The 12,845-nt window shown below is 43.6% G+C and carries 9 protein-coding genes; 6 read left to right on the forward strand and 3 right to left on the reverse strand.

Annotated features, from left to right (window positions below; genetic code table 11):
• Positions 1-14: 14 nt before the first annotated feature.
• The 5 genes from C3F13_02700 to C3F13_02720 all read left to right on the forward strand — a co-directional run bounded on the left by C3F13_02700 (position 15) and on the right by C3F13_02720 (position 6,003).
• Positions 15-1,106: a peptide ABC transporter ATP-binding protein gene (locus C3F13_02700; protein ID PWB55987.1), complete on the forward strand. Its 1,092-nt coding sequence runs from the start codon at positions 15-17 to the stop codon at positions 1,104-1,106.
• Positions 1,072-2,064 carry a dipeptide/oligopeptide/nickel ABC transporter ATP-binding protein gene (locus C3F13_02705; protein PWB55988.1) on the forward strand — a complete coding sequence of 331 codons (993 nt, stop codon included), beginning with the start codon at positions 1,072-1,074 and terminating at the stop codon, positions 2,062-2,064. The genes C3F13_02700 and C3F13_02705 overlap by 35 nt, the downstream gene beginning before the upstream one ends.
• A gap of 56 nt (positions 2,065-2,120) precedes the next feature.
• Positions 2,121-3,602, forward strand: coding sequence for a carbohydrate kinase (locus C3F13_02710; protein ID PWB55989.1), 1,482 nt, complete (start codon positions 2,121-2,123; stop codon positions 3,600-3,602).
• Between the two features lie 50 nt (positions 3,603-3,652).
• Positions 3,653-5,131, forward strand: a complete 1,479-nt coding sequence (locus C3F13_02715; protein ID PWB55990.1) for a hypothetical protein — start codon at positions 3,653-3,655, stop codon at positions 5,129-5,131.
• 86 nt (positions 5,132-5,217) lie between these two features.
• Positions 5,218-6,003, forward strand: coding sequence for a DeoR/GlpR transcriptional regulator (locus tag C3F13_02720; protein ID PWB55991.1), 786 nt, complete (start codon positions 5,218-5,220; stop codon positions 6,001-6,003).
• A 162-nt stretch (positions 6,004-6,165) separates the two neighbouring features.
• On the opposite strand, the gene C3F13_02725 is transcribed toward C3F13_02720, so the two are convergent.
• From C3F13_02725 to C3F13_02735, 3 genes are all read right to left on the reverse strand, one after another.
• A complete protein-coding gene (locus tag C3F13_02725; GenBank protein PWB55992.1) occupies positions 6,166-6,834 on the reverse strand; it encodes a topoisomerase in 669 nt (222 codons plus the stop codon).
• Between the two features lie 322 nt (positions 6,835-7,156).
• Positions 7,157-10,786, reverse strand: coding sequence for a hypothetical protein (locus C3F13_02730; GenBank protein ID PWB55993.1), 3,630 nt, complete (start codon positions 10,784-10,786; stop codon positions 7,157-7,159).
• A 197-nt stretch (positions 10,787-10,983) separates the two neighbouring features.
• Positions 10,984-11,775: a hypothetical protein gene (locus tag C3F13_02735; GenBank protein PWB55994.1), complete on the reverse strand. Its 792-nt coding sequence runs from the start codon at positions 11,773-11,775 to the stop codon at positions 10,984-10,986.
• Positions 11,776-12,637: 862 nt separating this feature from the next.
• Between C3F13_02735 and C3F13_02740 the strand changes: the two genes are divergently transcribed.
• Positions 12,638-12,817 carry a hypothetical protein gene (locus tag C3F13_02740; protein ID PWB55995.1) on the forward strand — a complete coding sequence of 60 codons (180 nt, stop codon included), beginning with the start codon at positions 12,638-12,640 and terminating at the stop codon, positions 12,815-12,817.
• Positions 12,818-12,845 lie beyond the last annotated feature (28 nt).

Genomic DNA, 12,845 nt, shown 5'->3' on the forward strand with positions numbered 1-12,845 from the left:
CTTTTGGAGAGATCATGGATCAAATCGTAACCAAGAGTTTAAGTCCAGCACCTGATTCAGAAGTATTACTCGAGGTAAAAAACCTTAAGACGTATTTCTATATGCAATCTGGGGATGTGGTCAAGGCTGTTGATGGTGTAGATTTTTCCCTGCGTAAAGGGAGTGTATTGGGCATCATCGGCGAGAGCGGATCTGGAAAAAGTGTCACCTCCCGGTCTATTTTGCGCATTGTTGATGAACCGGGCAAGATTGTGGATGGTGAGATCTTTTTCAGGGGCAGGAACCTGCTGAAGATGTCTGAAAAGGAAATGAGACAGATCCGCGGGGCACAGATCTCGCTGATCTTCCAGGATCCGACCACCTCGTTTAACCCGTATACCAAAATCGGCGAACAATTATCTGAGGCATACCGCGTTCACCGGCGCGATAACAAAGCAATTGTCAAAACACACGTCATCGATGCGCTGAAAATGGTGGGAATTTCCAATTACGAGGATGTTCTCGACCGGTATCCTTGTGAATTTTCTGCTGGCTTCAGACAGCGGATCTTCATTGCCATGTCCATGATCTTCAACCCGGCACTGCTAATCGCCGACGAACCAACCACGAACCTGGGCATCACCATCCAAGCTGAGATCATCGAAGCACTCATTGAAGTCAAAGAACGGGTGGGCAATTCGGTGATCATTATCACGCATGATTTTGGGGTGGTTTCGCAGTTCTCAGACGATATCATGGTGATGTATGCAGGACATTGCGTGGAATATTCGCCCAAGAGAGACCTGCTGTTAACTCCTAAACACCCTTATACGGTTGGCTTGATCCAATCTGTCCCCCTGCTGGAAGCTCGCAAGACGAGGCGATTAAAATCCATCCCGGGTTTCCCACCAGACATGGTACATGTACCCCAAGGATGTCCTTTTGCACCCCGCTGCCTGTACAAGCAAGAGAAATGCTCCCAGGAACTCCCCCTCCTTCAGGACCTTGGAGCAAGCCGAAAGGTGGCATGCCATTACCCACTATACAATTATCATACCAGTGATGATCTAAAAATAGGACAAGGTGAACCTGATGAGCACGCCGATTCTGGAAATACAAAAAGTTAATAAGCATTATCCCATCCGCGAAGGATTTTTCAACAAACAGGTGGGATTAAAGCAAGTTGTGAATTCCGTCAGTTTCACCATCGAAGATGGTGAGACTGTGGCGCTGGTGGGCGAGTCTGGTTGTGGAAAATCGGTTTTACTGCGTACGATCATCGGGCTTGAACGACCCACGGATGGAAAGGTGTTATTCAGGAATAAAGAAATCCATAAAATGGATAAGCGGGAAACCAACGGATTCAGAAAAAAAGTGCAGTTGATCTTCCAAAATGCCTTCACCGCACTCCATCCTCGCTTTACGATCGAACAATCCATGGAAGAGGTGCTCATCCTTACCGGGATGAAAGACCCGAAGAAAAGAAAGCAAGCGATCAATGACACCTTGTTAAAAGTCGGCTTGGACCCGATATATCGTTTTCGATATCCTGAACAATTATCTGGGGGGCAGTGCCAGCGGGTGATCATTGCCCGGGCGCTTGTGGAACAACCAGATCTCATCCTGGCGGATGAGCCCATTTCATCTCTGGATGTATCCCTGCAGGCGCAGGTGCTGAATTTATTGATGGACCTACAAGAGGAATATAAAATGTCCATGCTGTTCGTCGCGCATGACCTGGCGGTTGTCCGGCAGATGTCCAGCAAGATCATGATCATGTATGCAGGCACGATATTGGAAAGCGGACCCAGTTGGGAGATCTATAATAATCCTCAGCATCCTTATACCAAAATCTTATTGAAATCTGCTCCCAGCATTTCCAAGGGGATCAATGAAGAGGGGTTTAACCTGGATATCAAGGTGGGTGATACACCCAGTCCCGATTCATTACCTGTGGGATGCTTGTTCAATACTCGCTGCATGTACAGCGAAGAGCGTTGCTTTCTCGAAAGGCCGGCAGATGCCAAGGTAGCGCCTGGTCATTTCGCGAGTTGTCATCTGGTACAGCAGATGCAAGAAACGTAAGGTCATTCCGAGAAATACGCATTTCAACCCCGATCTACTAAAAGGAGGAAAAACTCATGGAAGAAGCATATGTTCTCTCGTATGACGTTGGGACAAGTGGTGTTAAGACAGTACTTGTTGATCTGGATGGGAATGTGGCAGGGATCGCGTTTGCCAGTTATGGCTTACTCACCCCGCAACCCGGCTGGGCAGAACAAGACCCTGCTGCCTACTGGAACGGGGTCTGTACTTCCACGAAACAGGCCTTGCAGCAAACAGGGATATCACCCAACAAGATCAGGGGAATAGCCTTTAGCACGCAATGGAAGGGGATCATCCCGGTGGACGAACGGGACCAGGTGCTGCACAATAATATTATCTGGCTCGATAACCGTGCGGTCAGGCAGGCAACAAGACTCAACCAGAAATTAAACGGGGAACTACTGCGGGGAGATGACTACTGGCCCAAGGTGCTGTGGGTTAAGGAAGAATTACCAGCCATCTATGCGAAGACGAAATCTTTCCTGGAGGTAAATGCGTTCCTAAAATTTAAGGCTACCGGTGAAAAGTGCGTGGACTTGACCAATAATTTTGTTCATACAGCCAACCCGGACCTACAGACTTACTACAGTGAGATACAAAAGGCTGCAGATGTGGACCTGGGCAAGTTTCCAACGCTGGTGATGTCCACCGAGAAGGTGGGGGAGGTTACAGCCAGGGCAGCGGAGGAAATGGGCATCTTGGCAGGGACCCCGGTGTTTGGTGGGTGTGGGGATATTCCAGCAATAACGATCGGATCGGGACGCTGTTCACCTGGAGATTTTCATATTTACCTGGGATCCTCAGGCTGGCTGGCAGTGGTGTCGAAACGGGTAACCAGCCGCTCCTTGAATTATGTGACCTTTGAGAAGGATAAAGATATCAACCTTTTGGGTGGAACGAAAGCCGCTGGCATGTCCTTTAATTGGGCGATTGATCAATTTTACCGGGCGGAAAAAGAGACCCTCAAGGAAGGCATTTATGAATATGTGAACAAGGACATCCAGAACATTCCACCAGGCTCGGGGAACCTGTTGGCAACGCCCTGGTATTATGGTGATTTCCCTCCAGTTGCGCAGAACGCCAAATCAGTTTTCCTGAATATCTCTGGCCAACATGACCGCCGGTATATGATCCATGCGGTATTGGAAGGGATCTGCTACCAGATGCGTTGGTATGCGGAAATCTACCATGCTCAAACCGGAAAAAGTGTAAATTCCCTGAGAATCGTGGGTGGCGGCGCAAATGGAGGTCCATGGATGCAAATGATGGCAGATGTATTGGGCAGACCGATAGAAGTGCCCGAAAACCCCAGCCATGTGGGTGCCCTGGGAACGGCCTATTGCACGTTCATCGGCATTGGGTTGTGCAGTGATTTTTCAGATGTCAAGCGCAAGGTCAGGGTAAAAAAGACTTACCAGCCGCGTGCTGAATATGCCAAAATATACGATGATCTTTATGGGCAGTATACGAATATCAGCCCGATGTTGGAACCACTATTCTCAGCCCTTAATAAGTAGGTGCCAGAATTGCAGGAGGGAGGTGGCGATCCTGGAAATAGGAGAAACCCATGAAAACAATTCTCGTGGCAGAATTTCACCAGGAAACGAACTCCTTTAATCCCTGGCCAACCACACGTAAGGATTTTGAGAGAAGGCAGGTGTCAACAGGAAAACAGATCCTGGAAACCGGACAGCAATTGGAACTTACCGGTATGCTCCAGGCAATCCAGGAGGCGGATGGCAGGGTGATCCCGGTTTGTGCTCTGAAGGCTCCCAGCGGCGGGCCGGTAGTGCAGGAGATTGCGGAAGATTTCCTGCACCAGATGATCTGTGCCATCCGGGCAGCGAAGCATGTGGACGGCATCTTTTTATCCCTGCATGGGGCAACGCAAACGATTGAATGGGAAGATGCGTGTGGTGAGATCATTGAAGCCTGTCGGAAGGAAGCCGGCAGCCAGGTTGTGATCGCCACCTCTGCTGACTTGCATGCGAACATCACGCAAAAATGGGCAGCGAACGCAGATATCATCTGCGGATATCGGTCTTATCCCCATGTTGACCTGTTGGAAACAGGATACCGGGCTGCCAGGCTGGGCATGATGATCTTGCAGGGACGGAAATTGTCCATGGTGCGCGTATCGGTGCCAATGCTGGTGCCAGCAAACCTCTATACCAGTGTGGCTGGCCCATTCAAAGAGGTGATCGAGGAAGCGAAGGATTTGGTTAACTGCCAGACCCTGCTGGATTGTTCCGTTTTTCAGATGCAACCATGGTTGGATGTGAGTTGCGCGAGCGGAGCGGTGGTGATCGCCATAGATGAAAACCCTCTCAATGCGGAGACATATGCCCACCAATTGGCGTTGCATCTCTTCCAGGTGCGCAAAGATTTCCGACCAGCCCTGCAGTCCATTGACCAGGTTATCGACCTTTCCCTTACAAATGAAACCAAGAAACCTGTGCTCCTGGTGGATGCTGCCGACTCAGCCAATGCCGGTTCCACGGGAGATAGTGCGGCTGTGTTAGAAGCTCTCCTGCGGCATGAGAAGAAACCCCGGACAGCAATGATCATCAATGATGCTCCCGCCGTTGCATTGGCCTTTCAGACTGGTATTGGGAAAGTAGTCGAATTCCGTCTTGGTGGGACCAGAAACCCGACTTTGTTCTCGCCTGTGGTGGCCGAGGGATATGTGAAATCACTGCATGATGGTGCTTTCAGACTGGAAACAGCAGCCTATCGCGGGGTACGGATCGAGATCGGACCGACCGCGGTGATCACCGTTGGTGAGAGCGATATCGTGCTGTGCCATGCGATGATGATGAATGGCGACCCGCAGATCTATCGAGGGTTTGGGCTGGAACCCACCTTCTACAAGATGGTGGTGGTCAAGGCTTGCACATCGTTCAGAGAAGCCTATGCCCAGATTTCTGACATTGTTTGTTATACCGACACCCCGGGGGCGGCCTCAGCAGACTTGGCATCTCTTCCTTTTCAGAAAGTACCTTCATCGTTCTATCCGTTCACTGACTTGTCCGAATTAGAAATTTAACTGTTATTACTACTGGAATATCATATAATAACGATGAAAACCTGAGCATTGAGACCCGAATTATTGATAAGTGGAAGGCAGGGTATATGTTATCTGAAGAGCGCCGCAATCAAATCCTTGAGATCATCAATCACGATAAGATCATTAAGATCAAGGATATTACCAAACGATTTAATGTTTCGATTGCCACTGTACGTCGTGACCTTGACATCCTGCAAGAACAACTTTACATCAAGCGTGTCTATGGGGGCGCCATCCCGGTGACGCCATCAGGCACCGAGCCGTTATATTTCACGCGGGAAATGGAAAATCGGGCCGAAAAAATCGCCATCGGAAAGGCAGCTGCGGAAATGGTGGTGGAGGGCGATACGATCTACCTGGATATTGGTACAACCACCCAGGAGGTGGGACGTAATCTAAAGAAAATGAATAATATTACCGTAATCACCAGTTCACTGACGATCATGACCGAATTGGCGAATTCCAATGTCACTGTCTATTCGCTGGGAGGCAAGATCCGCCCGCATGAATTATCGATGTCGGGCAGTATCGCGATACATTCGCTGGAACAATTTTGCGTACAAAAAGCGTTCATCGGTGCAGCCGGGGTGACGTTTGATGAAGGAATTTCAGATTTTAATTACGAGGAAGCCCAGGTAAGATTGACGGCCATAAAACGAGCCAAACAAGCCATCTTGGTGGTGGACAGCACGAAATTTGGTAACAACGCCTTTGCTCGCACCTGTTCCTTGGATTACTTCCATACCATCGTTACGGATATTAATGTCCCAAAGAAGTATATTGATGGCATCAACGACCGGAAGATCAACCTGGTCACTGTTCAACCAGCCGGGGGTATTGAAACGAGTTAGCCTCCGCATGCTAATGTGGAGATATCAAGCGGAGAGGTTCTGGAAGGACAACCATCCGTGCGCACACCGCTGCGGGGGCCCGGCAGGAGTCGGACCTGTAACCAAGCGTATTAGGCCTCCGGTCAACCGTGGGCGGGATCGGGGACCCGCGCCGAACGATGATCAGCCTGGATTTACGAAAGGAAGCCGTTCGCGGCACTTTGGGAAATTACTACAGCCATAGAAGTGTTGCCCGGTATATTCCCCCTTGCCAGCTGTCCGCAAAACCATGGGGATCCCACACTTTGGACAAAATGGGATGGACCTTCCCTGGTTAATCTCAACCGGAACCGGCGGTATATTTCCGACTCCATTGTTCACATGTTGTAAAACTCGTGATTCAATGTCTTTGGTGTTGTAGTCATGTTGTGCTGGTACATGCAATAGGGGCAGATGCGCTGCTTTAAAAACTTCGTCATTGAACAAATCTCTTTCCCTTCTGGAAGCCTGATTATGGCTGGCATCATCCAGTTCTATCCCTGCGATTGGTCGCATTGATCCAGGCTCGCAAAGAAGGAAATCCACGTGGCGGTGAGCAACGCGATTGTGGAACCCATAGTTCTCATTTGGGCGCATGACAAAAAACACATCTGCCAGGTTCACCTTGGTAAGGATGGAATAACGAGACCCAAATAGCAATATGAGAACCTTATAAAATGATAGCTCAGCAGGGGATAAAAAATCATCGCGTAATCGATAGGGGAGATGTGTATTCTGGGGAGTGTTTTTCTTTTTGGGGAGGGAAAAGAATGCGGATAAGCAACCAGGTCTTGAATCTGTTTTGTGGGCCATGATGATTTCTCTCCAGCGATTCAGTCAACTGCGATTGATTTTTGGGGAACCTATTACCTAAAGTGACGCAGGTGGGAGGCGGACCTCCCGGAGGCCTTCGACGGGACGGTGTGCGACCAAGCGATTATGTGGTGGGGAAAAAGCAATTTCTATAATGTCCACCAATTATATCCCCTATATATGGCTTTTCATTTATTAATATTTACCATATATGGGGGTATTTTCATTTATGCTATGTGCATACACCGTATGTTTTCTATGCCTTCTCTTCTGGTAGCTGTAGTAGCTATCGTTTATTGGTAGTGATTACTTTTTTCTTATGTTATTCCTCATCAAGCTTGGTTATCACTGCTTCAAGAATTTCTGAAAACCCTGATGTCTGGTGAAGGGATGCTGTGAGGGTATTCATAGTTTTGAGAATGTTCATCAATTCAGGTAACATTATTCTAATTTTCGTATAAAGATCAATATCTTCACGAAAGCCCTGCATATTATCAGAAGAAACACGCTTCATTACTTCATCAAGTTCATGTTTCTTCTTCTCCCAGTATTCAACATACTGTGCTCTGTCAATCGGGTCGTAAATCTTTGCGTCGTTTAGTATTATTGGGAATATCCGATCAGCAAATTTTCCATTTTCCGCGATTTGGACTAGTTCGAAGCAGCAGTTTGGAGATTTAAGGTATTTATCGCTTATCACCAAGATAATCGCATTACCACGACCTATATTTTTCATGAATTTATTAATATCGCCTTTAAACCCCAAATCGCGTTTATCACGGATGATATTTATATTTCTTTTTTGAAATTCTTGATCTAATTCATTTACTATTATTTCATTCTCATCACCCCAGGCATATGAAAGAAATACTTCTGCTTTTTTCATTTTTCCAAAAGTATCTATCAATTGATGTTTGAGCACATCGCGTAATGGCTTGAATCTCTCATGTTCGAGTTGAATAGAATATAGGCTTAAAACCAAATCAAATAAAGTGACAGCATATGATGTTTCATCACTAAAATCGCCATATCGAATATCGGTCATTTCCACAGGAATAGAAGTACGTAAATTACCTTTTAACAATAATGGGATTACTGAGACTTGATTTTGTTTAGGTCTCTCATGATTTTTTTTGATTTCTGTCTTAATATCGATTTCTTTTTTTTCTACCCACATCTTCTTATAGTCAGGTGTACAAACCATCAGAATATAATCATTTCCATGAATCTGATCTAGATCTTCCAAAACAAATATACCTGCTTCGAGTAAGTCATGAATAAGATTTTCAACCCAATCAAGTTGGTCGTTGGCGTGACTGATATAACAACGTGGAGGAACACGGTCAATGCGAAAGCTTTTTATCTTAGCGAGATTCATCTCGTAAATTCTTCGAAGTTTAACAAGTGATTCTTCCCTCTGAACTCTCCTTCCAACTTTTGCGCCAAGAGTTTGGGGAGTATCAATTTCTGGGAGAAACGTTTTAGCCCCGCATTCATCGCAGAATAAAAATTTATTACCGCCATGTAAATGCTTGATAATTAATGAGTGTCCAATTTGGTGCAATTGGGGACAAAAAACTGGCGGTATCCGGATTACTTCTACGTCATGATTGAATAAGAACTTCTCAAATAAACCTTGAAAAAGTGCACGGCCATATGTAGGCATGGTTGTGCTGTAATATAACAATAATTCAATTTCTCCCTCTTTCTCGTCAATGAGACGGAAACCACAAATCTCACTTGCCCCCATCTCATATTGTGCTTGATTCTGCCATTGGTTTATTCGGGTGAACGCGGTGGTATAACCTAGTAAAACTACTAATGAAGCATAAATGTTCTCTGTTCGTCCGCGAACGATAAACAACACATCATCCACATAATCAAATTCATCTTTAAGTGGACGTTTTTGTTTTATTAGTGCAGGAAAAATCAGCAGGGAATCATTGCCTAATTTCTCCCTAAAACAAATATCATGGTCAAGAAAGCGCTGTACAACTGCATCTATCAAGGTTTGTTCTTCATCTTTTGGGAGTCCTTTAATTTCATCAACCTGATAATTTCCTTGAAGGAGTTCCATTTCATTTATAGCCCCTAGCTCGCGGGGATTTTTATCAGCTAAAAGGATAACAGATGAAGCTATATTGACCAACAAATCAGGGGCAAGCAATATATACTCAACACCGACTGCATTATGTAAGTTTGTGACATAACCATGGGTTTCAAGATGCTCGATTGCCGTTCTTATTTCTGCTGTGGTGAAGCTTATGTCATTATCAATTGCATGTAATTGCAGTATCAAATCAGAGAAACGAACTAGAACTTTCTTAGAGTCATCGCTCTCTTTGAGAGAAAGAATGTAATCTTTAATGCGTTTGAAAGTAAAAGTAGTGACTGTTGAAATCATTTGTTCCCAAGGAATTTGGATTTTAATAATCTCCAGTAATGATTCCATGCCTTCCCCAGTCAAGGCACTTGTACTTATATAACCTCCACTAATACCATAACGTTGGCAGAACTGTTCAAGATCTTGTTGCGAGAGTATTGGAGCTCCGCGATCAACCCTTGCTCCAATTAAAATAGATGGTGGTAATCGCTTTTTCCCTTTCAATTGCTCTAACCAGTATTGTGCCCCCTTTAGAGGATCTTGACGGTTACTTGGGTCAAATACAATTAGCGAGACGTTCACATTATCTAAGAAGATTGAGTGGATTTGGCGATATACATGCTGTCCAGCCAAGTCCCAAAGAACAGCTTCGCACTCAGTGTCATCATTGCGTTTAGTGTTGAGCCTGTTAATTATCCAAAACTGTTGTCCGTGTGAAGATATTTGTTCTTTATATTCACCATGTGAAAGCCACCAACCCACGCCAGTTTTTCCAACACCAGTATCACCAACTAAGACGAGTTTGGCTGTTGTATATTGTAGAGAATGAGTAGTCGCTTTTTTAGAAAGGAGAATACTCATGTCTAGATCCCAGAATCGGATTAATTTATTTTTCCCAATGGTTGCGATTAAATGTTTCTGGGAATAATTTTCGCCGAAACCGGTACTTAGACTTGTTATTTCTTGAGCAAATATTGCTGAAATTTCCCAAGTATCAGTACGCCAAATTCTTAATGTATGGTTTCCATCTACCAAGAATAGTAAACGTCCATCAAATGAATAGGAGATTGATCTTATTGCTTGTGTAAGGCCTTCAAGAATTTTCGTCATTTGATTATTCTTAACGTCCCAAAGGCTTATATTATTACTAGTGGATCCTATGGCAAGTGTATGACCATCTGGAGACCATGCCAAGCTTGGAATATTTGTGTTCTTATTAAGCTCCTTAATAATCTGTACAACTTTTCTTGTCCTAATATCGCATAGATATACATTGTTATTTACTGAAGCAGAAATCTGTTTTCCATCAGGAGACCAAGCAATTTGTAAAACGCCCCCATTTTCTTCTTTATTTGTCTTGAGTATATTGATTTTATTGGATTCAGTTGCCCACAAGTAAATATAGGGGTCATTATGAGAAAAACAATATGCTATATATTGGCTATCTGGTGACCATGAGATTGATTTCACATTTTGAGGGAGAGAACTAATCATTTTTAATTGATTTTGGTTATTGATATCCCATCTCTTAATTGTTCTATCCTTTGCTCCAGATACGAGTTGAGAATTATCAGGTGCCCAGGAAATAGATAATATCTCAGCTTCGTGTCCTTTAAGTATTGACATACATTTTCCACGTCTTATATCCCAAATTCGGATAGCATTATCATTTGCTGTTGATGCTATATAGTTACCATTGGGTGAAATTGCAATGCAAGTTATTGGGGATGAATGTTCGGACAAGACTTGTCTTAAAGTAATACCTGGAATTGGTGAATCACCAATATTTATTTGTTTTCCATCGGGACCATTTTCATGAGGTGAATATTCAAACATATCTTGGGTCATACGCCTACTGCCTTGGAGAATAAAATTTTGTGAATAATTTATTGCAACATTTATTTTCTTGCAGATCTAATCGTGGAGAGTAGGTTTTTATTGGATAATGTCTCATATATTCTGCCTCCAGCAATCATATGTATGAAATATCCCATCAACTCATCTATTACATCCCTAGAAAAAAAATTAATCTGGATAAAGACGCATTATTTACATGAACTTTCCGGTAGGATCTCGATATAAAAGTCTCCTAAATATTGCTCATCTTTCGAAGAATATATATAAGGATTTAATAATCCACCCCCTTCAATCTTGCCCACAACCAAAACACATCGATTAATATAAAATCCCAAATAAATATCACCAAATAACTCAAGACATTTTTTATCATATTCAAGACCAAAATCTCTACCATCGAGGCAAAAATAACCTTTATATGTGGGGGAAGGTATTGAGTTTATATCAATCTCCATTTTGGTAATAGTGCCATAGATACAAGTAAATAGCCCAACATTGCGATAAGCATCATCAGCAGAAATGCAGTTGCGCGTTTTATCTTCAATAAATGCTTCAGTTTCATTTGAATTAAGTGTTTCTATATGGGCATCAACGGTTTGTGTAGCAAATATATGTTGATAATAGCTATATTTCCCTCTTTCGATTTCATACATCATATAAATTACGATCAATAATAATATTAATATCCCTATTAACCATGATTTCCAACCCAGGATAATCTTTCTGGGTATATCGCGTAATCTATCAACAAAGTTTTGAAAAGTATCTTTAGTTGGGTGAAAATCATCAAGAACATTGACATAATAGTTAAGAAAGAATATTAGCACATAATATTGCCCAATGATGAAAACAACAATACGTAGTGTTTTAGTTAAGAAGTTAACACTTGGTGAAGAAAATCCTCTAAACCACCATATAGATAATAATGTTGCTGTGATTAAATATAAGGTGAGAAAGAGAAAACCAATTAACCTTTTCATTTTCACCTCTCCTTACCTGAAGGTATATTTTTATTACCACCCAATTTTCTTTCCGATATTATCCACATGTACACTAGTAGTATCCATGGGATTTTGTGCAACTAGGCGATTATGAACCGTTTACCTTTACGGCCCAAGGTAGATCCAAGATCCACAATCTTCCACACTAACCTGAAAGGCAGTTGAAGGAATATACATAGTTCCACCTGCCATTCCGAAGTGGTTGCTGATAATATCTCCAGTTCGCGTATCTATTTCCCAATAACACCGATCACCTGTTCCTTGAGATCGCCACACGCCTGGTGCAATATCTACTCCCACCAGGTAGAACCCATCGCCGCGAGGCGTTGTGAGGGGATTTACTGTGGGTGTGGGGGTACCGGTTTTTGTGGGGGTTGACGTGATGGTTGGTGTGAATATTGGGGAATTAGTGAAAGTGGGTGTGACGATTTTTGTGATCTGGACCGTTGGTTGTTGGGTATAGGTTGGATAGGGTGTATTTGTAGGGTACGGTGTTTGTGAAGGGATTGGCGTCCAGGCACCTTGTGTTTCTTGAACCGCGCTTTGTATGGCTGCTTGTGATGGTGTACACGCGGATAAAAAGAAAGTCGCCATACAGAAATAGAATGCGAAACGACTCATCTTCATAGGTTCCCCTTTCCCTGTTTGTTTTTCCTCCTGGTTATTATCGCGCCATTTCCAACATTGTACGCATATAAGCTGTTTCTTGTTTAATTAGTATGATGTATGGTTTTGAAATTATCGTCCTCTCATTCCTTCCAAAATCGGAATTCGTTTTATCTGATTTGCCAAAAAAAACCATCACAGAAACAGCTCTTACATTGTTAATGGCGATAAAAATATGATGCACTCAAATTTGAGTATTACAGATGGAGTTTACGGGACACTTTCAGATAATGATGTTAAAGGACAAATAACGACACTTGGTCTTAGAAAAGATTTTAGTGAAGTTAGGAACATTGAAGAGTTAACGGACATAATAAGAAAACTTGTAGAAAGGTGGGGGGTTGATCACGTTTAACTTACATGGGATGTATTAAAGAGGTGGA

This window comes from Anaerolineales bacterium (assembly GCA_003105035.1).
GTDB lineage: Bacteria > Chloroflexota > Anaerolineae > Anaerolineales > UBA4823 > FEB-25.